The 23,858-nt window shown below is 54.5% G+C and carries 24 protein-coding genes and 1 pseudogene; 12 read left to right on the top strand and 13 right to left on the bottom strand.

Annotated elements, in window-relative coordinates:
* Nucleotides 1-91: 91 nt before the first annotated feature.
* The 6 genes from ISN39_RS13965 to ISN39_RS13940 form a co-directional block, all read right to left on the bottom strand.
* The gene (locus ISN39_RS13965) at nucleotides 92-1,189 is read right to left on the bottom strand and encodes an ABC transporter ATP-binding protein (protein WP_194727912.1); all 1,098 of its coding nucleotides are present in this window, start codon (nucleotides 1,187-1,189) and stop codon (nucleotides 92-94) included.
* Complete coding sequence (locus tag ISN39_RS13960; RefSeq protein WP_194727911.1) at nucleotides 1,186-1,989, bottom strand: ABC transporter permease; 804 nt, start codon at nucleotides 1,987-1,989, stop codon at nucleotides 1,186-1,188. Before ISN39_RS13960 ends, ISN39_RS13965 begins: the two co-directional genes overlap by 4 nt.
* A 15-nt stretch (nucleotides 1,990-2,004) precedes the next feature.
* On the bottom strand, nucleotides 2,005-2,886 hold the full coding sequence (locus ISN39_RS13955; protein ID WP_194727910.1) for an ABC transporter permease: 882 nt from the start codon (nucleotides 2,884-2,886) through the stop codon (nucleotides 2,005-2,007).
* Nucleotides 2,887-2,895: 9 nt separating this feature from the next.
* Nucleotides 2,896-3,936: an ABC transporter substrate-binding protein gene (locus ISN39_RS13950; RefSeq protein WP_194727909.1), complete on the bottom strand. Its 1,041-nt coding sequence runs from the start codon at nucleotides 3,934-3,936 to the stop codon at nucleotides 2,896-2,898.
* A 237-nt stretch (nucleotides 3,937-4,173) separates the two neighbouring features.
* Nucleotides 4,174-4,422 carry a hypothetical protein gene (locus ISN39_RS13945; protein WP_194727908.1) on the bottom strand — a complete coding sequence of 83 codons (249 nt, stop codon included), beginning with the start codon at nucleotides 4,420-4,422 and terminating at the stop codon, nucleotides 4,174-4,176.
* A gap of 197 nt (nucleotides 4,423-4,619) precedes the next feature.
* Nucleotides 4,620-5,531 carry a nucleotidyltransferase and HEPN domain-containing protein gene (locus ISN39_RS13940; RefSeq protein ID WP_194727907.1) on the bottom strand — a complete coding sequence of 304 codons (912 nt, stop codon included), beginning with the start codon at nucleotides 5,529-5,531 and terminating at the stop codon, nucleotides 4,620-4,622.
* 167 nt (nucleotides 5,532-5,698) lie between these two features.
* Between ISN39_RS13940 and ISN39_RS13935 the strand changes: the two genes are divergently transcribed.
* The 3 genes from ISN39_RS13935 to ISN39_RS37880 all read left to right on the top strand — a co-directional run bounded on the left by ISN39_RS13935 (nucleotide 5,699) and on the right by ISN39_RS37880 (nucleotide 10,322).
* Nucleotides 5,699-6,604: a LysR family transcriptional regulator gene (locus ISN39_RS13935; protein WP_194727906.1), complete on the top strand. Its 906-nt coding sequence runs from the start codon at nucleotides 5,699-5,701 to the stop codon at nucleotides 6,602-6,604.
* 243 nt (nucleotides 6,605-6,847) lie between these two features.
* Nucleotides 6,848-7,552 carry an autoinducer binding domain-containing protein gene (locus ISN39_RS13930; protein WP_246763211.1) on the top strand — a complete coding sequence of 235 codons (705 nt, stop codon included), beginning with the start codon at nucleotides 6,848-6,850 and terminating at the stop codon, nucleotides 7,550-7,552.
* 436 nt (nucleotides 7,553-7,988) lie between these two features.
* Nucleotides 7,989-10,322: a M10 family metallopeptidase gene (locus ISN39_RS37880; protein ID WP_194727905.1), complete on the top strand. Its 2,334-nt coding sequence runs from the start codon at nucleotides 7,989-7,991 to the stop codon at nucleotides 10,320-10,322.
* A gap of 253 nt (nucleotides 10,323-10,575) precedes the next feature.
* On the opposite strand, the gene ISN39_RS13915 is transcribed toward ISN39_RS37880, so the two are convergent.
* Both ISN39_RS13915 and ISN39_RS13910 read right to left on the bottom strand, forming a co-directional pair.
* On the bottom strand, nucleotides 10,576-11,430 hold the full coding sequence (locus ISN39_RS13915) for a hypothetical protein (RefSeq protein WP_246763210.1): 855 nt from the start codon (nucleotides 11,428-11,430) through the stop codon (nucleotides 10,576-10,578).
* 297 nt (nucleotides 11,431-11,727) lie between these two features.
* A pseudogene (locus ISN39_RS13910) lies at nucleotides 11,728-11,880 on the bottom strand (SOS response-associated peptidase); the annotation flags it as partial.
* A gap of 433 nt (nucleotides 11,881-12,313) precedes the next feature.
* On the opposite strand from ISN39_RS13910, the gene ISN39_RS13905 reads away from it, so the two are divergent.
* From ISN39_RS13905 to ISN39_RS13895, 3 genes are read left to right on the top strand one after another with little or no spacing between them, the layout of a single operon-like run.
* Nucleotides 12,314-13,192: a hypothetical protein gene (locus ISN39_RS13905; RefSeq protein ID WP_194727904.1), complete on the top strand. Its 879-nt coding sequence runs from the start codon at nucleotides 12,314-12,316 to the stop codon at nucleotides 13,190-13,192.
* Entirely contained in the window at nucleotides 13,167-13,997 is an 831-nt protein-coding gene (locus ISN39_RS13900) for a hypothetical protein (RefSeq protein WP_194727903.1), read from the top strand. Before ISN39_RS13905 ends, ISN39_RS13900 begins: the two co-directional genes overlap by 26 nt.
* A complete protein-coding gene (locus ISN39_RS13895; RefSeq protein ID WP_194727902.1) occupies nucleotides 13,951-14,346 on the top strand; it encodes a hypothetical protein in 396 nt (131 codons plus the stop codon). Before ISN39_RS13900 ends, ISN39_RS13895 begins: the two co-directional genes overlap by 47 nt.
* A 283-nt stretch (nucleotides 14,347-14,629) precedes the next feature.
* Here the strand turns inward: ISN39_RS13895 and ISN39_RS13890 are convergent, their stop codons facing one another.
* The 3 genes from ISN39_RS13890 to ISN39_RS13880 form a co-directional block, all read right to left on the bottom strand.
* The gene (locus tag ISN39_RS13890; protein WP_194727901.1) at nucleotides 14,630-18,049 is read right to left on the bottom strand and encodes an HAD-IA family hydrolase; all 3,420 of its coding nucleotides are present in this window, start codon (nucleotides 18,047-18,049) and stop codon (nucleotides 14,630-14,632) included.
* 24 nt (nucleotides 18,050-18,073) lie between these two features.
* The gene (locus ISN39_RS13885; protein WP_194727900.1) at nucleotides 18,074-19,006 is read right to left on the bottom strand and encodes a methyltransferase domain-containing protein; all 933 of its coding nucleotides are present in this window, start codon (nucleotides 19,004-19,006) and stop codon (nucleotides 18,074-18,076) included.
* Between the two features lie 243 nt (nucleotides 19,007-19,249).
* Nucleotides 19,250-19,390, bottom strand: a complete 141-nt coding sequence (locus ISN39_RS13880) for a hypothetical protein (RefSeq protein ID WP_194727899.1) — start codon at nucleotides 19,388-19,390, stop codon at nucleotides 19,250-19,252.
* A 14-nt stretch (nucleotides 19,391-19,404) separates the two neighbouring features.
* On the opposite strand from ISN39_RS13880, the gene ISN39_RS13875 reads away from it, so the two are divergent.
* From ISN39_RS13875 to ISN39_RS36345, 6 genes are all read left to right on the top strand, one after another.
* Entirely contained in the window at nucleotides 19,405-19,881 is a 477-nt protein-coding gene (locus tag ISN39_RS13875) for a M15 family metallopeptidase (protein WP_194727898.1), read from the top strand.
* Nucleotides 19,882-19,961: 80 nt separating this feature from the next.
* A complete protein-coding gene (locus tag ISN39_RS13870) occupies nucleotides 19,962-20,219 on the top strand; it encodes a hypothetical protein (protein ID WP_194727897.1) in 258 nt (85 codons plus the stop codon).
* Nucleotides 20,216-20,494 carry a hypothetical protein gene (locus tag ISN39_RS13865; RefSeq protein WP_194727896.1) on the top strand — a complete coding sequence of 93 codons (279 nt, stop codon included), beginning with the start codon at nucleotides 20,216-20,218 and terminating at the stop codon, nucleotides 20,492-20,494. The genes ISN39_RS13870 and ISN39_RS13865 overlap by 4 nt, the downstream gene beginning before the upstream one ends.
* A gap of 102 nt (nucleotides 20,495-20,596) precedes the next feature.
* Complete coding sequence (locus ISN39_RS37635; RefSeq protein ID WP_281438287.1) at nucleotides 20,597-20,719, top strand: hypothetical protein; 123 nt, start codon at nucleotides 20,597-20,599, stop codon at nucleotides 20,717-20,719.
* A gap of 129 nt (nucleotides 20,720-20,848) precedes the next feature.
* A complete protein-coding gene (locus ISN39_RS13860; protein ID WP_194727895.1) occupies nucleotides 20,849-21,022 on the top strand; it encodes a hypothetical protein in 174 nt (57 codons plus the stop codon).
* 76 nt (nucleotides 21,023-21,098) lie between these two features.
* Complete coding sequence (locus ISN39_RS36345) at nucleotides 21,099-21,566, top strand: hypothetical protein (protein ID WP_246763209.1); 468 nt, start codon at nucleotides 21,099-21,101, stop codon at nucleotides 21,564-21,566.
* A gap of 24 nt (nucleotides 21,567-21,590) precedes the next feature.
* Here ISN39_RS36345 and ISN39_RS13850 read toward each other — a convergent pair whose 3' ends face one another.
* Nucleotides 21,591-22,031 (bottom strand): hypothetical protein, encoded by a 441-nt coding sequence (locus ISN39_RS13850; protein ID WP_194727894.1) that lies wholly within the window; start codon nucleotides 22,029-22,031, stop codon nucleotides 21,591-21,593.
* A 309-nt stretch (nucleotides 22,032-22,340) separates the two neighbouring features.
* Nucleotides 22,341-23,531, bottom strand: a complete 1,191-nt coding sequence (locus tag ISN39_RS13845; RefSeq protein ID WP_194727893.1) for a right-handed parallel beta-helix repeat-containing protein — start codon at nucleotides 23,529-23,531, stop codon at nucleotides 22,341-22,343.
* Between the last annotated feature and the right edge of the window lie 327 nt (nucleotides 23,532-23,858).

Genomic DNA, 23,858 nt, shown 5'->3' with positions numbered 1-23,858 from the left:
GGACTTGGGATCGCATGAAGTCTAGCCAAGGGTTCGATGAGGTTTCCAATATCAATTATTAGTTATTGATATAGGATTGTTATTAATTGAGCTATTGCTCGAGCAACTGGACCGCGGAATGGGCAATGGCAAGTTCAACGCGACTGCCAACAGAAAGCATGTCCAGGCGCGTGGAGCGGATCATGGATTTTAACGTCGTCTCATCATTCACGGACAACCAGGCCTCCAGATAGGCGCCGAGGTTGACGACCTTCTGGACGGATGCCGTCAGGAGGTTCACAGGCCCATCCATATCGCCTGCAGCATCTGCAAGCCTGACTGCCTCGGGCCTTATGCAACAGAACCGGGCCTTGCCCGGAACGAGGTCCTGCGGCCAAGCGGCGATGATCGGAAGGCTTGCTTCTCCGAGCAATACACGCACGCACGCGTCATCGATTGCAGTGTCATCCAGACCCGAAACCGGCAGGATATTGGACTTGCCTATGAAGTCCGCCACAAAGGATGTTTTCGGTTGATTGTAGATGTCCGCCGGCGAACCTTCCTGCGCCACGACACCGCCTTGCATGACGATGATCCGGTCGGACATCGCCATCGCTTCTTCCTGGTCATGCGTCACATAGACGAAAGTCATGCCGAGCTCTTGCTGGATTTCCTTCAACTCGACACGCATGGCCTCGCGAAGCTTCAAATCGAGGTTGGAAAGCGGTTCGTCGAGAAGCAGGACAGAGGGTGACGGCGCAATGGCACGGGCGACCGCCACTCTCTGCTGCTGACCGCCCGACAGCTCTTTCGGATAGCGCTTTTCGAAGCCCTCGAGATGAACGCTTTTCAAGGCGCGCGCGACTTCCTCAGAGATGTCTTGGCGTGGTTTGCCCTGCATTTTGAGGCCAAAACCGACATTTTGCGCGACCGTCATGTGTGGGAACAGCGCGTAGTTCTGGAAGACGAGCCCGATCTTGCGAGCCTCCGGGCGGACTCCTGCCTGGTTGCGACCCCGGATGCGGATCTCTCCGCTCGAGGGTTTTTCGAATCCGGCGATCATATTCAACGTCGTTGTCTTTCCGCATCCGGAGGGGCCGAGGATGCTGACGAACTTGCCTTTCGGAACGACAAGGTTGATGTCGTCGACGATGCAGTTGGCGCCGAATTGCTTGCTGACAGAAAGAAGCTCGATATCGTTGTTGCTCATTTGCTACCCCCATGGAAATGCGCGGAGAACCCGCCGATCTTTTCGAAAAGGATGATCGTGCCGAGGACGAAGAGGAGTGATGCGACGTTCACTGCCGCAAGCACCGGGTCCAGGCTGTATTCGAGATGATTGATGACGGCGATCGGGAGCGTCGTTTGTCCGGGTCTCACGAGAAAGACAGACAACGGAATATTATTGAACGAAATGATGAAGGCGAAGGTCATACCTGAGAACAGGCCGGAACGGATCAGCGGCAGAAGTACATATCTGATCCGTTGGACCGGACCCGCGCCAAGGATGCGGGCGGCCCGATCTAACCGCTTGTCGAAATTGAACATCGCGGTCGCCGCCATGCGCATGACATATGGCATGGTGAGGACAATGTGGGCCATGACGAGCCCCGGTGTCCCGAGCAGCTTGTAAAGGCCGGCCGATGAGAGGAAGAGAACAATCGCAACACCCTTGACGATCTGCGGCACAGCCATGGGTGACAGCAGGAACGACATGATGGCAGCGTGGCCCGGACATTTCTGATAAGCGACGCTGTAGGCTGCAAGGACGCCAAGCAACCCGCTTACGAGACTGACGATGATCGCGAGCTCTGCACTGAGCAGAAAGGGATCAAGCCAGCGGCTCTCCAGAAGCGCCGGATACCACTGAAATGTCCAATCGCCCGGCCAGAAGGTGACGGCTGACGTAGGGCTGAAGGACGCTGCAACAACGACCAGGAGCGGCAAGGTGATGAATGCAAGAATTGCAATCAGCGATGCCCTGAACAGAATGGTGAGCACTCGGTTCATTGAAGTCTCCCGAGACTACAGGTGAAGTTTCTGTTGAAGGCGGGATTCGAGCCTGGATCCGACAAAAGCCGAAACCAGCATCATGGCGAGAAGGACGTTGGCCATGACCGCCGCAAAGGACCAGTCGATGTAGAAGAGCACCTGCTCATAGACCATTGTGGCCATGACCTTGAAGGCAGCGCCACCGAGGAGGGCCGGGGTGGCGTAGGCGCTTGCCGCCATCGTAAAGGCGATCAGGAGCGAGCTTACGATTCCCGGCACAGAGAGCGGCAGGACGATGTAGCGGATGACTGCAAGTCTCGAAGCGCCAAGAATCTGAGCCGATTTTTCCAGATTTGGATTGATTCCCTGGAGGCTCGTGAGCAGCGAAAGGATGCCAAACGGCAGGATCACATGCGTCAGCCCCACCACGACACCGAACAGGTTCTTCGAAAGAGGCAAGGGCTCGGAAATCAGTCCGCTCCAAATCAATGCTGAATTGATAAAGCCCCGATCTTCGAGAATGACAAGCCAGCCATAGGTCCGAAGCACCACGCCTGCCAGCTCAGGGGCGATGGCAAGAGCAAAGACAAGCGTTCGCCAGCGTGATGTCGAGCGTGCAAGATAGTAGGCGAGGGGATAGGCCAGGATCGTCACGCAAATGGCGACCAATCCCGACATCACGACGGTGCGTCCGAGGCCCTTAAGCACAAGCTCGTCGCTAAAGAAGCGGCCATAGCTCGCCAACGTGAAGGTGCCGGTCTCCTGGTCCTGAAAGCTGAGGCCGAGCATCAGACCCATTGGAGCTGCGAAGAACAGGAGCAACACGATCGACGGCAGTGATAGCGGCAGAAACACCTTGAAGGGAAAGGCGATGCGTGTTGGCCTTTGCGGAGTGGAGAAAGCAATCGTCGCCATGGTTTCACCTCACTCGGCTGCGGCGACGACGTCGCGTTCCCAGCGTTTGCCCCAAGCTGACAAGCGCATGGCGACCGCCCCGAGATCGGGCAGGAGGAGCGCCTTCAGATCGGCCTCAGTGGTGATTTGCTTGGCGCGGATGTCGGCGGGAACGTCGATATCCGTCCTTGCGCTTCCGACCTTGTATCCCGTAACCCACGCCTCCTGGCTCGTCTTTTCGAGAAAGAAATTCACGAACCTGAGCGCCGCCTGCCGATTCTCGGCGTCCTTGGGAATGTTCAGAGTGGTGACAAGGGGAATCGACCCTTCCTTCGGCAGAACGTAGTCGACGGGCAGTCCGCTATCGGCCAGAAGCTGGGCCCGCCCATTCCAGAAAGGCATGGCCCAGACCTGGCCGTCCTTGATATATGTTTCCATGACCGAGGAGGACTGTTCAAAACCGATTGATTGTTTGGCAAGTTTTGCCATGGCGGCAAAGCCGGGTTCGACGTTGTCGAGCAGGTCGCCGCCATTGGCGACCGAGAGGACCTCCATCAGGTAGGCGGCCATGACGTTCTGGAAGGTCGGCAGGATGATCTTTCCCTTGAGGCTCTCGTCGAGAAGCGCGGACCAGGAATCTGGCGCCTTCTGTAGCTTGTCCTTGCGGTAGAGCAGCGAGAGATACTGCACCTCGTGAACGGCGCCGCAGGGCCCGGCGACAGCTGCAATCGCTGGCGACAGGCGTGTAAGATTGGGAACTGTCTCCGGTGTGAATTTCTCCAGGAGGCCCTCCTTGCACCCATCGAGAGACTGGGAGGCGGTCATGACGACGACGTCGAAGCCGGGTCTTCCGCCGGTGGCCTTGATCTTTGCGTAATCTTGCGACGCCGAGCCGACCGCATCGTAAAGGACGTCAATGCCGAACTTGACTTCGAAGGGTTCAATGATCCGTTCGCGGATGATCTTTTCATAGGGGCCGCCGTAACTGTTGACGACGAGCGTTTCGGCGCTGCCCGATGAGGCCAACACCAACGATACGAGCGCAGTCGCGCTGAGCATGGAAAATTTCATGGCTGTTCCCTTTGATAGTTCTCGATCCGGCGACATTGCGCCGGGCGATTGGGGAATTTCCAATATTGTTTCGTAGCCATTGATATGAAATTCATATCAATGGCGTTACTTTCGCCGCGGTTGATGTGCGGCAACGTGGACGGACTCGTATACGACGGACCATCGAAGCGTGGGCTGTGCGCTGTTAAAGGCGCTCATCGCGTGCGGATGACGTCAAAACGGCTATGCATCCGATTGTCAGCCCGAGCGGCAGATCTCCGCGATCAGGTTCGGTTGGGATTTTAGGGATTTGAAGACATTCACCCAGAACCGGAAGTGGCTTTCGCGATCAAGGTCTCTGGCCTCGATGGCACGCTTCGCCGCGGCAGTTACCGCATCGCAGCCGTAGAATTCCATTGCGAGTTCTACTGCCGCCGCGACCGCGACGTCATGTTGCATATCCGCCCCGAATGACGGGTCTGGGTTATGTTTCAATAGCTTCGACATGGAGACTCTCCTGTGAGAGTCCGGCGCCAAGAAGAATGTGGCCGGACGGTTTTCACAGCGAGTCGAAATCGCATTGTCCGGAAGCACATATGTCCTACGTGTCGGCTAAGTTGAATCCTAAATCATTTCCCGCTGGAGATGAAGTAAAATTATTTTTTGTCCGCTTGTTTCTGGAAGCCGTGCCAATGGCGCGGCGGTCAGGTGCCATCGCTTGCGCGCTCCAGTTCAGCCAGATGCTCGCTGCAAATGGCCGCGACAGTTTGATGGAGATGCTCCGTTCGCTCAAGTAGCCAGCCTAGCGCTTCTTCGGTGATCTCGAAGTGCTTCGAGTAGCGCGCCTTCACGTAGGCTTCGTTGAGTATGTTGTACCAGGCGGCATAGCGGTGCTGATCACGTGGCCAAGCGTCGATCAACCGGCGGTCCTGATCTTCGGCCAGTCCCCGAAGGAATTTCAAGTTGTGCGATGGCGGGCTGTAATTGGTCAGCGTGAGAAGGAGGCAGGAATAGACAGTTTCAACAGCCTGGTGGAGGAGAAAAACCGCACGCTTTTGCCAGCCGCTCTCAGCTGCGTACTTGGCAAGCTGACGGAACTCTGCTGCGGCCTTGTATTGCCTCTCAAAGTGCTCCGTGGCCACCCTCCGTGCATCCGCAATCGAGAGTGGCTTCGGCTCGGCAAGCGGCCGGTCATCGAGCTCGTAGAGCACGATGCCCTCGCGCAGGATGTCGACGAAGAAATACTGGCCGTCGGCCAGGAAGTTATTCACCTCCCGGGCGCCATGGACGATCAGTCCGACCGGCGTCTGCACATCCTTGTCCCACAGCAGCCGGTCGGTAGCTTTGTCCCAGTAGTGCGGCTCCGCAAGCTGCTTGGAATTGACAAGGACGAGGATATCGTAATCGGATCGGTAGCCCTTCATCGTGTGCGGCTCGTCGACGAAGCTGCCGCGCGCATACGAACCAAACAGGATGATCTTTAAGATCCGGCCGCGCTTCTTGAATGCAGCCGAGGTGCCTGACAACGCATCGGCAAACTCCTCGTGGATGATCGCAACGACGCGGGAAAGCTCGCGCTGCTTTTCTTCCGGCAGATGTTCCAAGGACGATCGCATGGGTCCATCGATAGGCCAAAGACGATTCGCCGTCTACTACTGGAAATTATAGGAAATGCGGTATTAAAAAACAGCGGATTGATCTTAACGCGCTATTAATCGATGATCTAGGGCGCGGGCAACCGACTTACGACCGGTACCGGAGGCACGCGTAGAGAGGATAGCGAATGGAGCTGCGTCAGATCAGATGTTTCGCAACTTTAGCTGAGGAATTGCACTTCGGCCGGGCAGCGGCCATGTTGTCCATGGCGCAACCAGCTCTCAGCCTTCAAATCCAGACGCTCGAAAAGGAGCTCAGCGTTCAACTTCTCATCCGCTCAACCCGAAGAGTCCAATTGTCGAAAGCCGGCGAAGTCTTCTACGAGCGGTGCATCCGTATCCTGCAAGAGGTCGAAAACAGCTCCTCCATCGTCCAAGCCGTGGCCGGTAAGGATGTCAACAGGATCACGATCGGCACAATCTATCCCGCCACATTCGGCGTCCTCCCACAGTTTCTAACCAAGCTGGGTAAGCGATTTCCCGATATCCAGATACACATCAATAGCGGCTCCACCGATGCGATTGTCCGTGACATCGAAAAAGGTCGTGTGCACCTGGGTTTCATCCGACCGGTCGAAAACATCGGGTCGCTGCGCTGGCAGAGCATCGCCAATGAACGGTACTTCCTCGCAGTACCGGCGGGCAGCGCGCTTGCAGAGGCAGAGAAAGTCACAATGAGCGATCTGAAACGGGAAAGGATCATTTCTTTTTCCCGTTCCAATCTCTCCTACACGGAAAAGTTCTTCTTCGACCAGTTCAGGAAGCATGGGCTTCTCGACAACGTTGCCTGCAGTTGCGACGACACGCTCTCACTCGTCTCACTGGTTTCTTCCGGCATCGGCATAGGCTTCGTTCCGGAATGGACGAAGGATCTGCCCAATCGATCGTTTCTACTTCGTGAGGTGCAGGACATGAGCTTCACAATCGGCTTGGGACTCGCCTGGAACAAGGAAGATCCAACGGCGAACCGCGACGAGATAGTCGAGATAGCCCGATCGCTGGCATCGGCAACGCGAGTAAGCGGCTCAAGATGAAGATCTGCGAATGGCCTAGCAGAGCCCATTGAAATCTACGGTTGCCGAGAACGCAGAAAAAGGCAAAGAATATCGGGCCTACTCGCGAAGTCGAAACAGGCGGAGTTCGATCCGACAAGGGTGTCTTTGCCGATCCGCTAATCGTCAAGACATTTTGATCGAGAGCGACCAACAGTTTCCACTACTTCAACTTCCGTCGACAACGCGGACGTCTGTTGGCGGATGATATAGGGAGTTCAGAAGGTGAAGATCTGGCTTCAAAAGCTAATTGATATTTCGGCTTTGGCGCGAACCAAAGAGATGTTGAAGGAAGCGCTGTCCGGCCTCACCCGGGAGTTCGGTTTCGACTATTACGCCTACCTCAATGTTCAGCCGAGCGGTACTTCTGCTTTTTCTAACTATCCTGCCGACTGGCAGGAGCGATATTTCACGAACAAGTTGGACGAGGTCGATCCTATCGTCGCAATCGCCAAATCCACGATGAGGACTTTTGTCTGGTCTTCCGAAACCTCAAAAAGGCGCGCGTCAAAGCCGATCCGGCGATTTTATACGGATGCCGCCGACTTCGGTATCCGATCTGGCATTACCATTCCTGTTGCAACGGCATTCGGGCGCGTGTCAATGTTGACGGTTGCTTCGCATAAACCGTCCATTTCGCTTCCTCGAGAGATAGATCAGGTTGCCGCCGCAATGGCTGTCGCACAGCTTCATGCAAGGATTGAGCAAGCGGAGTTTGATCCGACCGCAGAATCGAGGATTCGACTGACGCTGAAACAAGTCCAACTCTTGAAATGGTCGGCCGAGGGCAAGTCTATGAGAGCGATGGCTACCATCGAGAATATGACCTACAGCAATGTGAACTTTCAATTGAATAAAGCTCGTAAAGCCCTAGACGCGGGCACTCTGCCGCAGGCAACAGCTCTGGCCACGAAGCTGAAATTGATCTAAATGCTCGAGGAGCACTTGTCTTCACGGCAATCCACCCAGGTGGCATTGCTACCTGTCCTCTCGCTGCCGTATTTGCTGGAGTTGGAATCGACGGCATGTCCGTTCCGATCGGATTTGTTGTCCGGGTCATTGTCGCCATAGCTGTATCGATTGGTGCCGACACCTTTGGTGGGATCCCCATCGTCTGGTGAGATGAACCGTGCGATGGCGGGGTCGTAGAGCCGGGCATTGATTCGCTCAACGAGGCAGGATCGGCCACGTTCGTCCTTCGCTAAGCCCTCCTAAATTCGAACCACTCTCAAACTATTAACAAGTTTATAGTTTTCTTTCCCTTTAACCGTGAAGTGGCCTGTTGCCAGCGCGATTGTTTCCTCTTGCGAATGGAGAGGTGAACCGACATAACGCACGGTAGAGTGGAATAAGCAGGCGGGATTCTATGACGGGCGTTGTTACTTCGACAAAGAGCGTTAGTTTGACGGGAGATCAGAGAATTGACGGGCTTATCAGCGGCTATGCGTGGGACGGAACGATAACCTATGCGTTTCCCACCAGCTCGACATCGTACTCGTACAGTGGCGAGAAAGATTACAGTTTCTCTTCAATCTCCCAGCAACAGCAGTCTGCTGCATTGTTCCTTATGGAACAATCCTCTGGAAACACGGCGAATGATGGTTTCTCAGTAGAGGGATTTACTAACGCCAACTTTGTGATCGGGCACGGGGACACCGCGTCGCTGCGATTCGCACAGTCGTCCCACCCCAGTCTCCCGACGGCAGGCGCCTATTATCCAAGCACAGATAGCTGGGGCGGCGATGTCTGGTTCGGGACGGAATATGCAGGCACAGAAAGTGATTATCGCCTGCCGGAGTTCGGCAACTATGCGGGACATACGTTGGCTCATGAACTGGGTCATGCTCTCGGTTTGAAACATGGTCATGAACCGGACATCAACCCGGCGATAGTGCCCAGCGCCTACGATTCTATCGAATATACGATCATGACCTACCGCACGTATATCGGAGACGATACGAGTGGCTACAGCTATGAGCAGAATGGTGCGCCACAGTCCTTCATGATGCTCGACATTGCCGCCCTACAGGAAATGTATGGTGCGGACTACACGACCAACAGTGGAAATAGCGTCTATAAGTGGAAGCCGAATGAAGGCGTCACCTATGTCAACGGGGTCGCGGCTATTACGCCCGATGACAACAGGATCTTCGCAACAATCTGGGACGGCGGCGGTGTCGACACCTATGATCTGAGCGCCTATACCACGCGCCTTACAATCGACCTGCAACCAGGCGGCTACTCGGTCTTTTCCCAAGGCCAGTTGGCCGATCTGAACGGTGGCCCGAATAACGGCTATGCTCGTGGTAACATTTTCAACGCGCTTCTTTATCACAACAACCTTGCGTCGTTGATCGAGAATGTTCAGGCAGGCTCCGGCAACGATACGATTGTCGGCAACGAGAGCAGCAATACCCTTTGGGGCAATGGCGGAAATGATTCGCTTGACGGCGGTGCAGGCAATGATTGGTTGAGCGGAGGTGGCGGTGCCGACCAGCTCGTTGGCGGAAGCGGTGTCGACACTGCCTCCTATGGTACTGCGGCTGCAGGCGTTAAGGTCAGTCTGTTGAACAGCTCCGGGAACAGCGGGGATGCTGCCGGAGATACCTATTCCGAAATTGAAAATCTGGCCGGTTCGACTTTTGCCGATACGCTGTATGGCAACGCCGGCGCCAACCGTTTGAACGGCGGTGCAGGCAATGATTGGTTGAGCGGAGGTGGCGGTGCCGACCAGCTCGTTGGCGGAAGCGGTGTCGACACTGCCTCCTATGGTACTGCGGCTGCAGGCGTTAAGGTCAGTCTGTTGAACAGCTCCGGGAACAGCGGGGATGCTGCCGGAGATACCTATTCCGAAATTGAAAATCTGGCCGGTTCGACTTTTGCCGATACGCTGTATGGCAATGCCGGCGCCAACCGTTTGAACGGCGGTGCAGGCAATGATTGGTTGAGCGGAGGTGGCGGTGCCGACCAGCTCGTTGGCGGAAGCGGTGTCGACACTGCCTCCTATGGTACTGCGGCTGCAGGCGTTAAGGTCAGTCTGTTGAACAGCTCCGGGAACAGCGGGGATGCTGCCGGAGATACCTATTCCGAAATTGAAAATCTGGCCGGTTCGACTTTTGCCGATACGCTGTATGGCAACGCCGGCGCCAACCGTTTGAACGGCGGTGCAGGCAATGATTGGTTGAGCGGAGGTGGCGGTGCCGACCAGCTCGTTGGCGGAAGCGGTGTCGACACTGCCTCCTATGGTACTGCGGCTGCAGGCGTTAAGGTCAGTCTGTTGAACAGCTCCGGGAACAGCGGGGATGCTGCCGGAGATACCTATTCCGAAATTGAAAATCTGGCCGGTTCGACTTTTGCCGATACGCTGTATGGCAATGCAGGTGCCAACCGTTTGAACGGCAGTGCAGGTGATGATCAGATTAGTGGCGGCGGCGGAAATGACACATTGCTCGGCGGGACCGGTGACGATTCGTTCATCTTCTCCCCGAATTTCGGTAGGGATTTGGTTGAAGATTTTGTTACAGCGTCGGAAGACCTCATATGTTTCGCAAGGGATATTTTCGACGATTTTACCTCGATGCTCTCATCGACCAATCAGGTCGGGGCTGATACCGTCATTTCCTATGATATCAATAACATCGTCACGTTGAAGGGCATCACCCTCAGTGGCCTTACCAGTGACGACTTTTACTTTGTATGAAGACAATCATGGCAGGTTAGTCAGGGCGCGGCCTTGCGCCGACAGACAAATGTAACTTCTTGTACCTAAAATGGTGACAATCTCGTGCCGAACGGATTGTCGATGGTTTACAAAATCCTCTCTGCTCCAGTGCGACGCGGTTTAACGTTCGGCTCGGTGGATCGTTCCAAGAAATACCGGATTTGCATTGCGAGCTCCGCGCCATTCCGCCTCGGGCTTATACTCTTCGGCTATAGATCGCCGCTCATGATGCCTACTGTCTAGCTGAAGGCAACCAGCGGCCGAGTTGCACTCTAAGTTCATCGCCGTCGTATATTCCGGTGAATCTATCCAATCCGCCGACGCGCTCCAATGCGCGATGCAAATACGACTCCCTTGGGGGAGCGATATCCTTGTTGTACCCGGCCAATTCGAATTTTTTATGCCAGAGATGGAGGAGCTTGGACGCGCGCACAGCCGATTCAACGCTTTCTCGTCCTTCTGGTAATATCAGTTTCCAGAAATGAGCGGGGGAAATTGGATAAAAATCAGCCATTGCACTGGCAAACTCTGATAAACCGGCCTCATAAAATTTTGTCGTGATTAGCCGGGGCCCGATGGCACCCCAACGCTGGTCCAAGTCCACGACATCGCGCGCATTTTGAATCAGGTCCGCCAAGACAGCGTGTTCACGAGGGAGCTTTAGAACTGCTCCATTAATCGCTTGCACATTTTCCTTAGGATACTGATATCCGAAAACCATCTCGTCATGTTGAAATTCAGGCGGCCTTAAACAAACGAGATCGCAGTCGACCCAACAGCAGCCAGTTTGCTTGATTAATACATAACGAAACAGATTCGAGAATTTCGAGAACTCCACCTTTCCATCGGCGATATAGCGCCCGGTCAAGCTCGTATCTGGGCAAATTTCACGCGCATCAGCCAAATCGATTCCAGGAGGAACTTTGATATTGTCGTCGTAAGAGTATAACCGAAGCCGGGCGCCGTGATACGGGAAAGATGCAAGGCAGCCATATGTTAATCCATCGATGGGGCCGTGCCAAAAGGACACAAAATCCGGCGATTTCGAGCGCCGAAATATCCCGGCGAGCCGGGTTAAAAAGTTCATTGTGACGCCCCACCCCCATTTCGCTACCCAGCAATAGCGAGGATTACATTAGCTGCCCTTTAATTTCTCAAGGATGTATTTGTCAAGCTCCGGCTATCTCTCGAAAATGCTACGATTCCTCCTGCAACGTGGCAAATTCATCGGTAGCCGGCGAGGCATGTAGATCGAAGGGCTGGTGACCTCGATGCGCGCGGTCGAGAGCACGTTCAATCTCAGCTCTGACATGTGGTTGGCGCGAGATAGCGGGCGGCAGAGGGATCCCTTCAACCCAGACGATGTGTCCGTCATTGTCGTACATCACGCGACCGCCAGCTCGACAGGCAAGCGCACGAGCTGGTCATTCGGTAGCGGACGCTGCAGCGCACGTGCCTCTTCCCATGGGGCCGTCAGCCAGCTCTCGATTTCATCCTCGTTCGACAGGATGACCGGCATGGCCTTCTCATGGATCGGTGCTCACCAAAGATGGAGGCGAACGACGATAGCCAGCGTCGTAGCCTTAGCTCTCCAGCGATCGGCCGATGCGGCCACGGCGATATCACGGGCGGCCTTGATGGCGTATTCGGCCGCGAGCCGCTTCGTCAATGTCGGCGGTACGGTCTATCGTGATCCCGCCACGTGATCTACTCTGTATGCAGGGCGAGCACTTAGGCTTCTTGCAGGAGAACCGAAATGGCCGCGCCGTCAAATCCCCTGCTGGGCAACGAACCAGCAGATTTCGCAGAGGCCCTTCGATATCAGATAAAGAAACACAACGAGACGACGTGGTCTCTTTTACACGCGATGTTGGCGGCTGGGCATAGAATTGCCTTTGTCACGCTTCGAAGGTGGGTTTTAGGCAAAGGACAGCCAGGAAAAGACCATACTCTCAAGGCACTGGAATTTGTTGAAGATCGCTACGCGCTGCCGAGGGGATATTTTCTTACAAGCGACGTCCAGCATTCCGGTTTCGGGCTCTACGCTGGTCTGGATGAACATCTTCGAGGCGAATACTGCCTCGCCGGTCACCGTCTCGTTCAATGGCGGATCTACGCTCACCATTAAGACGAACAGCGGCAATGATATCGCCGCTGGAGGCCTTGTGGCCGGAATGACCGTCGCTGGCATCGTATCCGGATCGACGTTCCGCCTGCTTAGCGATCAGGTTTCCGCAGCAGTCGTTGCTGCTGCGGAAGCGGCGCAGGCGGCGGCTGAAGCTGCTGCTGTCAGCGTAAATATCAAGAATGTTGCCACGAGAACAGCGCTGAAGGCGCTTAACACAGCGGTCACGACACTCGTGTTCCTCGGTGAATCTGGCCGCGATGGGTTGTTTTCTTGGAAATCCGGAGACTATTCCGTAGAGATCGCGGCCGATACGCAGGAAGGCCTGTATATCAAGGCAGATGCCATTCCCGTGACTTCGGGAGCGTGGGTTCGCCAAAGCGGATGGTCTGTTCGAGGCGTCATTCCGGAATGGTTCGGAGCTGTCGGCGATGGCGTTGCTGACGATACTGTCGCTCTCGAAGCTGTCGTGAATATCGGCATGCACGCTGAGTTTGGGCGCAAATCGTACATCACGACACGAAAGCTTGTCCCGAAGAACGGCGTTCATTGGAACGGCCACGGCGGCGTGCCGATACTGGAATTTGGAACGCCTTCCGGATATTTCCCGGACAGTGCCACGAAAATTCTACTCAAGGGAACCGGCCTTAAAGAGCACACGATTGCCGGGGCCACGTCGCGCAGTGTTGCTAATCCTGATGTTGGCGCGCCGTATCTGGCATAGCGGCACGCGCGGCAACACCTATCGAAACGTTGATTGGACCGTCGCTTTCTCGGCCGGGATCATCATCGATTCGGGATGTCGAATTAACGGTATCGGTGTCTATCCTTATTTCGATGGCGTCGATGGCTACAAGGGAACGGACGGCAGGCTTTCCGACGATTGGGACGTTGGCATATGGTCGCGCAACGGAGACTGGGCAGGGGGAGTGGACACCATAGCTTACGGGCATTTCCGTAAGGCGGCGCTGCTGATGTCGTCGCATGATCTCGGCGATGGTCGCATACCATCGGCCGAAAGCCAGCGCTGGATACGTTGCAAATTTCAGGGGTATTGGGGCGTTTCAATTCGAAGCCCTGAAGTCATTGTAGGCAGCAGTTGGGGCTTTGCGGATAGCGTTTTCGAGAACTGCGATATTCGCTCGCTCATGCATCAATCTGGACATTTGGCAACGTCAAGTTCCCTGGCCACGCCGTTCGCTGCGCCTTCGGGCTGCTTGGATCTCGCGGGCGGAACGATGGCACGCATTAACATCTTCGGCGGCCGCCGCATGGGCTATGATGATATCTGCGATTTCTTCGGGAATGCTGATGAGATTCTCTTTGATGGCGTCTATGCAGAAGCAAAACCAGTCAAGGTAAGCGGTTCCGACTTAGCGAACAGCCAAGGCGCTCGTATTGTTGCGACATCCGATCTTAGCCTTGTCATCTACAGAAATAATCGAAAATTTGCGACTGACCTCTCGCCGAAGAAGCCTCGTGATGTTGCTCTTCCAGGACGGTACACGACGCGTCGGCGGGTTTTTTAATCCTTCCGTCTGCATTGACGACGACAGCGACGAGCAGCGCTTTGCGTCGTTCATGGGACCGAAGCTGAGCGCCGGTCAAGGTTGGAGGATCAACAGAGAAGACAACTCTCTTGCGATGCAAGTTACCAGTGCCGGCATTATGACCTTTGGAAACACCGGGGGGCTGCAAATTCCGTCCTATACGACGGCAGAACTCACGAGCGCTACGCATGCAGTGAATACGACCGGGAAATTCCTTAACAAGATCGTCATGAATTCCACGACCGGCATCGTCATGCGTGCAAATGGTTCTACAGCGACGGCGACATGGAAGGACTTCATGAACGGCAGCACGATCACGCCGGTCTAATCTATCCGTTGGAGGGGAGGCTTTGACGACCAGCCTTCGCGCTTATCCATGTAGAGGTTCATCTTTACCTCTGCCAGGCACTCGATGTCATGCTCCACCATCCGCTTTTGCGAAGAGAAGCAGCATGCTCCTTGAGCCTGGTGACGATTTCTGGCTCCGGCTTTTCAATTGGGTATAGGAGGTTCGCGACACATTCGTGGCCTCCGATTTCCCGTTCGTTCTCCGCAGCTGCCGGGACGCTTTTGTGACGACGACGTATTAAGTTGGATATGAGCCTCATGACTTAGCTTTCCCTTTTCGGAGGGAAGATCACAGCTCCTATTACGCGGTATGTCGGGTTCTTAAGCTTCTGGAAATAGCCTACTGGGTCTTTGTCAAACTTTTTGATGTCATTCGCGCTTCCGAGCAATCGAATAAAGGGACGAACAACGGGTACCATTGGTCGTCGCAGAGCTGAAACCTTAGGGCGTTCGATAGCGCTTTGGATAGTCTTGCCATCAGAAGGGACAAGAGCGTGCTTAGAAGCGACAAGAGCGTGCTTTCCTTGTTTCCAGTAAGATTCGTATGGAGTGCCTGTTCCATTTTCAGTGCTTGGCGCTATGAAATAACGCGTTGCCGTGCCACTGAACGTATCTTCGAGCTCGCACCCGACGAATAGTTTTGCATCGGCAGGCTTCGGTGCATCAAGGAAGTCCGCTAAAAGGGATGTCATCATATCGGCTCGGAAATCGACTGAAGCGATATTAGGCCCAAGCACCCTGCATACGTCTTCCACGAAACTCAGCGCTCCCCGCTGGATCGGATGAACCAGCTTATGCCGAACGTGTGAGGTCACGCCAGAAAAGATCGGCTCAAAGCTCCCATCCTCGTTCTTGGCAATGCGCTCAACACTCGGTGTGATATCGCAGAGTATATTCTCCACCATCAACCGGTTGGAGAGGATCGGATGCCGATCTGCTACAGTAAAATCTTCAGCGAGGTAGCCTCGTACAACATGACCTATATTTTTCCAACGTCCGGCCGCCTCAAGGGATGCAAGATACAGCCCGGTTAAGGGTTTGCCTAGAATCTGCCCAAGGCTTCCTTGCATATTCGCATTCCACCCGACGTCAACGAGCGCGAACCTTTCACTTGAGAAGAGGCCGCATTCGGAGAGGTAGTCGCGATAATTTTCGGCCTCGCGCCCGGCAGCTTCCAAGATTTGGGGCTCTAGCCTCTTTAGGAGGCCAAGAAGCTTTGCGTGATCAGCGTTGGAGCGACCAAGCGTTGCACGCATGTCGGCGAAGCCGGTTGCCGTCAGATGCTCGAGCGCCACGGTTTCGGGATCAAGACCGAACCGACCCGCCAAGAGAGATCCGAGTGAGGCTGTACTGGCAATCGTCTGAGACGCAAGCTCCGCTATATCACTGAACCTTTCCAGTTGGGCAACACGAATTGCACGGCGCGAACCGTAAAGGTAGTTGGACTTCGTCTCGCAGGGCGCCGCGGCACAAATTCGATCGAAGGCATCCTTGATGATCTTTCCCTCGCGAGAGAGAAAGTGGAGTTTCTCAAGCTTCATCTCGATCGCAGTGGAGCGAATCCACGACGCTAGTCCAACCAGCAGCGGTCCGATCGTGATGTAGCCAAGTAGCCATGGATCGCCTCGTGACAGGCTATCAAACGACGAGGCCTTTGAGTCATCGAATAATTTATGCGCTATCGCAGCAGCGGTCACGCTACGCCCCAAACTGGTCATTGGCGGCCTACGTGTGAAAACCGCCGAAAGCGAAGGATGCCTAGCTATGTAATCAACCGACTTCGGTACGTGGAACGCCTTAATCTTCCGCGATTCCGCCGGATGAACATCGGTCCGGATGTTGTCGCCAACATGAACCATTGATGTCGGATTGATGTCTCGATCGCGAGAAATATGATCAAAGAGTGCCCCCGACTTCTTTGTCAGGCCGATCTCGCTGGAAAGATATATGGCATCAGGATCGTATCCAGTCCGCTTAAGGATAGTGTCGATACAAGCCCGGGGGAGGTACATGTCGCTCGTAATGACGACCGGGATGCCTTTGGCTTTTGCCTCAGCAAACATCCTTTTCCCTACTGGTCTGACTTGGCATGCATTGACCTCCACATCGAACTCGATGTCTCGATATGGCAGGATTTCTTCGAAGGTTAGTTCCTCGCTCTCCGCTAATTCCGCATAGATGTCATCAAGCGTGATTTCTTCATTCGATGAATGACGGCGCGCAGCGAGCTCCGCAGCTAAGCGCTTTCCGGCAAAGTCGAAGATCGGGCGAAGGCCACGACTAATAACTTCCAGTTCCAGCAATCGATACAGGTCGGCAGGGGCTTCAAATCCCCGAAGCACAAGCGTATCGAAAAGGTCAAACGAGACAATCGCGGGTTTTTTATGCCCCAGAAGGGACGCAAACTGCTTTGCCTTTGAAGGAGGTTCAATCGTTGCCCCGACCTTGATAAAGTCACGCTCTACTTCTTTCTGCCGGAAGGAGGAGAGCAATAGTTCGTCGTAATGGGGATCAATATCGTTGAAGCGCGGATATCTTTCGTCGAACGGGCGATTACGGCGACTTGCCAGTTCTTCAAGAAGACCAACCAGAAAATGACCATTGTATAGCTTGGATGCCATAGGCTGGTTTTTGGTTAGGGCAAATGAAAGCACATTGTCACGCTGCATTTCGGTTCCGACCCTGATGCCATCATACGGACTTAGATGCGTGTTTCCGATTACCTTTAGGGGAACGTCCCAAATCATTGCCTGCATGCCAAGCCCAGTCGTAGCGACAGCGATCTCACTGGCATCTTGCACCAGATGCTGACTCACCGAGGGAATCTTCCCAAGTTCAGCATCGAATACCAGGTTAGGGTGTTTTCGAGCCAAGAACGCCGTGAATTCAGGCGTCATGACTTCATCTCGATACATGTTCGAGATGTATTGAGTGACGACCGCCGCCTTCGCACTGTCAAGCTGACCTAATGCTTGAATGCAAAACTCGGCCTGAGATGAAAATCCGGCGTCAGCTTTAAAAGCGTAGTGGTCCGAGATCTGAAGCGGCAGCAGTGTGAACTTGCGGCCCGATGAACGAATGCGATCGGCGATAGGGAGGGGGAACTGATGGAAAATCTCACGCGCGACTGCCTTGAACGCAGATACCACCCCGGCAGTCCTGGCATGAGTCGAGAGAATATCCGCGGCATGCGTGAACATCGTACCTTCGCGGTATAGTCCAAGAGTGTCAAAGACCACCGTATGTGGGTATGGTGCGCGCGCAAAAGATCCAGGCATCTGGCTGACGATGAGCGCTTCCGGATAAATGGCGCGCAAATATGGAACGGGAGTTTCCCACAGAAGAACGCAATCGACAGCCGTAGGCAGCTTATCCCTCAGCGTTTCTGCTAACTTAGGCACGAGGTGAGAATTGAGACCGTTCATGTAGAGATCAACAGACGGGTCCGCCCAACTCCCGATGAGATTGATAACGTCCAAAGAGCTGACCGGTATAAGGTCGCATCGGCCCTCAAAGCCCTTAAGGTGATCGGAAAAGGCGTCGGGAAAGGCAATCGATACCTTGCACTTTTGCGAAAGAAGCGCCTCAGCTTGTTTTAGAAGGCCCTTTTTGAATGCATTAAGCCCAAAAAACAGATCGCCGCCCTGGGTGGGCCATGGTGGGCTCCAAATTAGAACGTGCATAAAATTTTACCCCAACATGTTGATCTAAGCCCGCGCTTCGACGAACAGCGACATTTCTGGATCGGTGCGATCGAAATGTAAGCTGTCTCTCAGAATAGGTGCCGTGCTTTGTAGGTATCCTGACCGACGAATGTCGGTGAATCCTGCCTCTTTTAGGATGGATTCCAGCTTCTCGAACGTAAACCAGTTCACATGCGCTCCCGCAGTCTTATTGGTTTCTCTGTCTGACAACGCGCATGCTGCGTCTAAAGCCTGGTAGATATTGTCATATCGAGTGAGGAAGGCCGGACATTCCGCTTTCGCTAGTCTCGTAGGATTGTCTGGGTGAACGATCAAGCTTACCCAATCTATCAGAAATTGTGCGGATATTTCCCGGAGTTCTATCGCCGAAAGGGAATGGATAGATTTCGAAAGCCTTGATGACTTGACGTCGAGATAGTGAAGAAAGTATGCCCAGTCCTCGTCTTGATATGCTCGCACCATCAGCGCGGCATCAGGGCATACAACGCGGATGATGCCGCCTTCCTTCAAGACGCGCTTTGCCTCGGAAAAGAGGAGTCGAGTATCTTGCGGAAAGAGGTGTTCAATTACATGGCTGGTGTAGATGACGGAGAAGAATTTGTCTCTCTCCGGAAGCGGTTCTCCGGAGTAGACATCCCAGTAGTAGTCAACTGGTGCCTGTTGCACCCCGCGTCTTGCCTCAGTCCACGCCTGGCCGCCGTACTTCTTATCGGCCGTGCGCCAGTAGGGATGCCTGAATGAGCCAGGTCCGATATTCAAGAAAGGGCGTCGATCCAATTCAAATTTCGAATAATTGAACGCATAAGAATCATCGAAGAACCGTTTAGAGCGCTTGCTTTTGACTATCTCTCGCGATGCTCGCTCTACAACTCTCGCTGTTTCTTCCGGCTGCGCCAGGATCTGGTTTTTCTTCAGTTGAACTGCGTCTGCGGTCATCTCGCTGTCACCCTCATCAAATCGTATATCGTCCGCGCGATCACCGTTCCACGTTGGAACACGTTAAACCGCTGCTAATACTGCCGAGTTGACAACGCCCACTTAGAGACAAGAGTGGACGTTGTCAACACCACCTAAGAGCGATCGAACCGCAAAGTTTTTTGATCGCATTCGTTGAATTTCCTAACTTTGACTACCTAGAGCATCGGAAGCGGACTGCCATATGAACTTTAGGCCCCGATCTCATTGAACATCAGCCTTGCTGGTAGTGAAACGCGTGTCATTGCCCACGGTCAGCGAATTGTTGTCGGCGTCGCGGTAGTCGCGAAGTTCGGTCAATTGTAATTGGCAGGTTTCCGCCCCTTTGCCACCATGTGTGCGCATTTGGGGTTTCAGCTATGACTGAATGGCCGACACAATCGGGTGTGCGGAGCTTTTTCGGTGAGCCCGGAAGCCCGCAGGCAACGGCAGGGATGGTCGATCTCGCCTATCCGATGAAGATCGCATGGGACAAGAGCCAAGTTATCCGCAGGTTCCGCTGCCATGCGAAGGTGGGAGCCCCGCTGGAACGCATCTTCCAGAAGATGCTTGCCCATTACGGCGCGGCGGATGTCTCCCGGCTTGCGCTCGATATCTTCGGCGGCTGCTACAACTACCGCCCGATGCGCGGCGGGAAGAGCTGGTCCATGCACGCCTTCGGCATCGCTGTCGATCTCGATCCTGAGAACAACCAGCTTAAATGGGGCAGGGACCGCGCGAAGTTCGCCAAGCCTGAATATGTACCCTTCTGGAATATCGTGGAGAGTGAAGGCGCTGTCTCGCTCGGGCGGGTGGCTAACCGCGATTTCATGCATTTCCAGTTCGCGAGGCTCTGATGGCGCGCCGAGTTCCCTTCGATCGCTCGTGGCGAATCCGCCGAGCTATCATCATCGGCACCATTCTTTGGTGCGTCGGGATGGTTAATTATCTCTCCGTCTGGGGGAGGGATAGCAACCTGTCCGAGACGACCGTGAACGGCTGCCTTCTGCTCATGGCGTCTGTGATCGGCTCTTATGTCTTCGGGGCCGTCTGGGATGACCGCAATCGCGATCAGGCTCGATGGGGTGGTGACTACGATCAGCCCTATCAGCACGAAGTGTATCGAGAGCGTGTCGCGGTCCCGCAGAAGCCGGATCAGACCGATCCGGAACCACCTCCGGGGTTTGCAGAATGACCGCCGTCTTCACCTGGCTGCTCCGCACGATCGGTATCGGCGGCGTGGCCTTCCTTGGCCTGTATACCTACGACTGGGGCATTCCCGGTGCATCCCGCATTCCATACCTGTCCAGCATCCCGATCATTGGCGATCTCACGACTAGCCGAGCTCATTCTTATGCCGCTGATCAGGTGCGCCTCGCCACGTCGCAGATGGTGACCAAGTTGGCCGAGGAGAAGCGAAGGCGCCTAATTGCGGATCAACTTGACCACGGAAACGTCGAAACGCGCTGATGCGGCTCTGCGGGCGAAATCAGAGGCAGAGGCCGAACTTGAGGCGCGGATTGCTGCAGACACGAGCCCCGATGGCGGCCGATGGACAGAGGAGGACGATCGATGGGACGGACGCTGATCATCGTGCTCGCTTTCTCGCTCATGCCGCTGGCCGGTTGCCAGACGGTCGGAGGGAAGGGCAAAGGCTGCCGCAGATACCAAGGGGCAAACAGCCGCCGCCGTTGACTTCCCGCCTCTTCCTGATGCCTGCACGGCTCATGTCCAGCGCGTCAAGCCGAAGGTCGGGGAGAAGTTCCGCTGGATACAGAACCGGTGGGAAGTGACAGCGGATAATCGAGATCGCAAGGCAGACGATTGCGCGGCGTGGGGCACGCCATTGAAGGCATTGCCGAGAACAAGAAGGGCCTCGAGGCGGCAAACTCACGCATTGATCGCGTCGTCGAATCGTTGAGTGGAAAGCTCGACACCGCGATCGACAGCATCAATAAGGTGGCAACGCGTCGAAGTGCTGAGCAGCAAGCTCGATGATGCCCAGAGCAGGGCGAACAAGACACTCTTCCGAACACCGGTCGTGAGGCCATAGGGTGGAACGCGCAGCCAATTAATGATGTCGAAAGCCGCGTGCGATCCAAAAAACGCCTCAGTTGTAGCCGCGCTCGACGCCTCTGCGACCTTCCCGGTAGTTATTGCGCTGAAGGCACCAGCGGCCGAGTTGCACTCTAAGTTCATCGCCGTCGTATATTCCGGTGAATCTATCCAATCCGCCGACGCGCTCCAATGCGCGATGGTGGACTTGGACCAGCGTTGGGGTGCCATCGGGCCCCGGCTAATCACGACAAAATTTTATGAGGCCGGTTTATCAGAGTTTGCCAGTGCAATGGCTGATTTTTATCCAATTTCCCCCGCTCATTTCTGGAAACTGATATTACCAGAAGGACGAGAAAGCGTTGAATCGGCTGTGCGCGCGTCCAAGCTCCTCCATCTCTGGCATAAAAAATTCGAATTGGCCGGGTACAACAAGGATATCGCTCCCCCAAGGGAGTCGTATTTGCCGACATCGCGCGCATTTTGAATCAGGTCCGCCAAGACAGCGTGTTCACGAGGGAGCTTTAAGAACTGCTCCATTAATCGCTTGCACATTTTCCTTAGGATACTGATATCCGAAAACCATCTCGTCATGTTGAAATTCAGGCGGCCTTAAACAAACGAGATCGCAGTCGACCCAACAGCAGCCAGTTTGCTTGATTAATACATAACGAAACAGATTCGAGAATTTCGAGAACTCCACCTTTCCATCGGCGATATAGCGCCCGGTCAAGCTCGTATCTGGGCAAATTTCACGCGCATCAGCCAAATCGATTCCAGGAGGAACTTTGATATTGTCGTCGTAAGAGTATAACCGAAGCCGGGCGCCGTGATACGGGAAAGATGCAAGGCAGCCATATGTTAATCCATCGATGGGGCCGTGCCAAAAGGACACAAAATCCGGCGATTTCGAGCGCCGAAATATCCCGGCGAGCCGGGTTAAAAAGTTCATTGTGACGCCCCACCCCCATTTCGCTACCCAGCAATAGCGAGGATTACATTAGCTGCCCTTTAATTTCTCAAGGATGTATTTGTCAAGCTCCGGCTATCTCTCGAAAATGCTACGATTCCTCCTGCAACGTGGCAAATTCATCGGTAGCCGGCGGCGGCGAAAACATGTAGATCAGATCGTCGCATCCGAGGCCGCAGGACCGATGGTTGCCCGCTGCGTCCAGCGCGGGGCGTTGCGGCCCGCCAATCCCAGCAGGTGTCTTGCCACTCTCTCGCTACAGACCACGGCTAGGGCGTTGGCGACTGAGGCTCAACGAATACCGCCGCAATTAAACGGTTGATTGTCCAAGAAATTTTCGGAGCAGACTCTAAACACCGATTTACCCTCGGGACGGAAGCCGTTACCGCCGCGCAATCCAACGCAGGAGTTTTTGGCCAGTATCGTACCCTCAATCGGAGCACCCAAAAGGCTGTCTCTCAGTTCGGAACCCAGAACTACACACGATTGCGTTTGGTTGAAAAACCGGTTCTCTTTGAGTGTCGTAAAGTCATCCTGGATGATGACGCCAAAGTCCCCTCCCGTGAAAACGTTGGAAACGACAGTGTTATGGTCGGCGTAATCGCGGAAATATCCGGGAGCAAGTGGCGGATCTCCACAGTTCCAATTGGTCAAGTTTTTCGCCTGGCGTGACGCAATCCACACGCCAACCTTCTCAGTGAATCGATTGCCATTAATTGTATTGAAGCTGGAATGTTGCCATCGCTGGGCCTGTTTTGCACTGTCGTGGCGCTCCCAGCAGTTCTTGTAGAGAAAGACACCTCCGGCCGAGTTTCCAGAAAAAGTATTGTTCAGAATGGTGTTGTATGCGGAGGAATCGATAGCGATTGCCTCACGATTGAGCTTCCCTTTGCTTCTGCCCAAAGGGTCTCCAAAGCCATTGCCGTTGAAAGTGCTGTTCTCGACGGTGGTTCGAACAGAAGAGGCATCAAGATAGATTGCTGTGCCGCCCGAGTTCGCAACCAATGTATTCCTAATAAGCGTGCTTTGGCTGTAATTCCCTACATAGATGCCGGCGCTCCCTGAATTCGTCACAGTGGAATCGATGATGGACACATTCTGGGGCGCGATATCATATCGTTGGGCCTTAGGTAACGCAGCCATATCGGGAGCAATCAAGGGCGGCTTGATGAATATACCTTCGCGCTTCGCACCGTCGATCTTGCAGCTTTTTACGGCAACATTTCGGATACCTCGACCCTCAATCGTAATGCCGTTTCTGGATCTGGTTGCATCTATTGTCGCCCCGTCACAGTCTAAAGTGACGTTGGATGTGTCGATCAATATCGGTCCGGTATATCTGCAATTCCGATCTAGTCTGAGATTGGCGCTGACATTCTGTGGCGCGGTGCAGTCGGACGGCGTTTGTTGCGAGAGCGCCGCATGAAGTGGGACGGACGTTTGAATGGTGCCATAGAGCATCAACGCCAGCGAAAACCGCATCCTCGTCTCCTTAGATAACTGAAAGATTTGTATTGTTTGAACTGATTAGGTTCAATGCCAAGGCTCGCTGCGGCGGAGGCTTTTTCATTCTATAGTCATCTTCCATAATATTCGGAGAGACGATCGTGAGCGCCGTCAGTGCGCCTAACAGGCGGCAGCCTGGACGTTGATTGAAGATTGGACCTAAGTAACTGCCCTTCTGGAGAGTTTCGCCAATTGCGGCGCTGGGGGCATTGAAGGTAGAGGCGGACGATCTCAAATGCCGAAACCCTGTCAGCTATCTCGCTCAAAGCTGATGCCGCACCTTGCTGCAGGCAACAGGCGGTG

The sequence above is a fragment of the Rhizobium sp. 007 genome, from assembly GCF_015353075.1.
Taxonomy (GTDB): domain Bacteria; phylum Pseudomonadota; class Alphaproteobacteria; order Rhizobiales; family Rhizobiaceae; genus Rhizobium.
Note: the sequence above shows the minus strand (reverse complement) of the source record. Positions and strands in the feature narration are given on the sequence as shown.

What these genes read in the sequence shown, in the direction of transcription:
- ISN39_RS13845 (WP_194727893.1), bottom strand. Translation starts at nt 23,531, where the DNA reads ATGCGGTTTTCGCTGGCGTTGATGCTCTATGGCACCATTCAAACGTCC.
- ISN39_RS13865 (WP_194727896.1), top strand. Translation starts at nt 20,216, where the DNA reads ATGACCGCCGTCTTCACCTGGCTGCTCCGCACGATCGGTATCGGCGGC.
- ISN39_RS13965 (WP_194727912.1), bottom strand. Translation starts at nt 1,189, where the DNA reads ATGAGCAACAACGATATCGAGCTTCTTTCTGTCAGCAAGCAATTCGGC.
- ISN39_RS13950 (WP_194727909.1), bottom strand. Translation starts at nt 3,936, where the DNA reads ATGAAATTTTCCATGCTCAGCGCGACTGCGCTCGTATCGTTGGTGTTG.
- ISN39_RS13935 (WP_194727906.1), top strand. Translation starts at nt 5,699, where the DNA reads ATGGAGCTGCGTCAGATCAGATGTTTCGCAACTTTAGCTGAGGAATTG.
- ISN39_RS13955 (WP_194727910.1), bottom strand. Translation starts at nt 2,886, where the DNA reads ATGGCGACGATTGCTTTCTCCACTCCGCAAAGGCCAACACGCATCGCC.
- ISN39_RS13940 (WP_194727907.1), bottom strand. Translation starts at nt 5,531, where the DNA reads ATGCGATCGTCCTTGGAACATCTGCCGGAAGAAAAGCAGCGCGAGCTT.
- ISN39_RS13945 (WP_194727908.1), bottom strand. Translation starts at nt 4,422, where the DNA reads ATGTCGAAGCTATTGAAACATAACCCAGACCCGTCATTCGGGGCGGAT.
- ISN39_RS13915 (WP_246763210.1), bottom strand. Translation starts at nt 11,430, where the DNA reads ATGAACTTTTTAACCCGGCTCGCCGGGATATTTCGGCGCTCGAAATCG.
- ISN39_RS13900 (WP_194727903.1), top strand. Translation starts at nt 13,167, where the DNA reads ATGTTGGCGCGCCGTATCTGGCATAGCGGCACGCGCGGCAACACCTAT.
- ISN39_RS36345 (WP_246763209.1), top strand. Translation starts at nt 21,099, where the DNA reads ATGATGTCGAAAGCCGCGTGCGATCCAAAAAACGCCTCAGTTGTAGCC.
- ISN39_RS13890 (WP_194727901.1), bottom strand. Translation starts at nt 18,049, where the DNA reads ATGCACGTTCTAATTTGGAGCCCACCATGGCCCACCCAGGGCGGCGAT.
- ISN39_RS37635 (WP_281438287.1), top strand. Translation starts at nt 20,597, where the DNA reads ATGGGACGGACGCTGATCATCGTGCTCGCTTTCTCGCTCATGCCGCTG.
- ISN39_RS13885 (WP_194727900.1), bottom strand. Translation starts at nt 19,006, where the DNA reads ATGACCGCAGACGCAGTTCAACTGAAGAAAAACCAGATCCTGGCGCAG.
- ISN39_RS13960 (WP_194727911.1), bottom strand. Translation starts at nt 1,989, where the DNA reads ATGAACCGAGTGCTCACCATTCTGTTCAGGGCATCGCTGATTGCAATT.
- ISN39_RS13875 (WP_194727898.1), top strand. Translation starts at nt 19,405, where the DNA reads ATGACTGAATGGCCGACACAATCGGGTGTGCGGAGCTTTTTCGGTGAG.
- ISN39_RS13850 (WP_194727894.1), bottom strand. Translation starts at nt 22,031, where the DNA reads ATGAACTTTTTAACCCGGCTCGCCGGGATATTTCGGCGCTCGAAATCG.
- ISN39_RS37880 (WP_194727905.1), top strand. Translation starts at nt 7,989, where the DNA reads ATGACGGGCGTTGTTACTTCGACAAAGAGCGTTAGTTTGACGGGAGAT.
- ISN39_RS13895 (WP_194727902.1), top strand. Translation starts at nt 13,951, where the DNA reads ATGTTGCTCTTCCAGGACGGTACACGACGCGTCGGCGGGTTTTTTAAT.
- ISN39_RS13870 (WP_194727897.1), top strand. Translation starts at nt 19,962, where the DNA reads ATGGTTAATTATCTCTCCGTCTGGGGGAGGGATAGCAACCTGTCCGAG.
- ISN39_RS13880 (WP_194727899.1), bottom strand. Translation starts at nt 19,390, where the DNA reads ATGCGCACACATGGTGGCAAAGGGGCGGAAACCTGCCAATTACAATTG.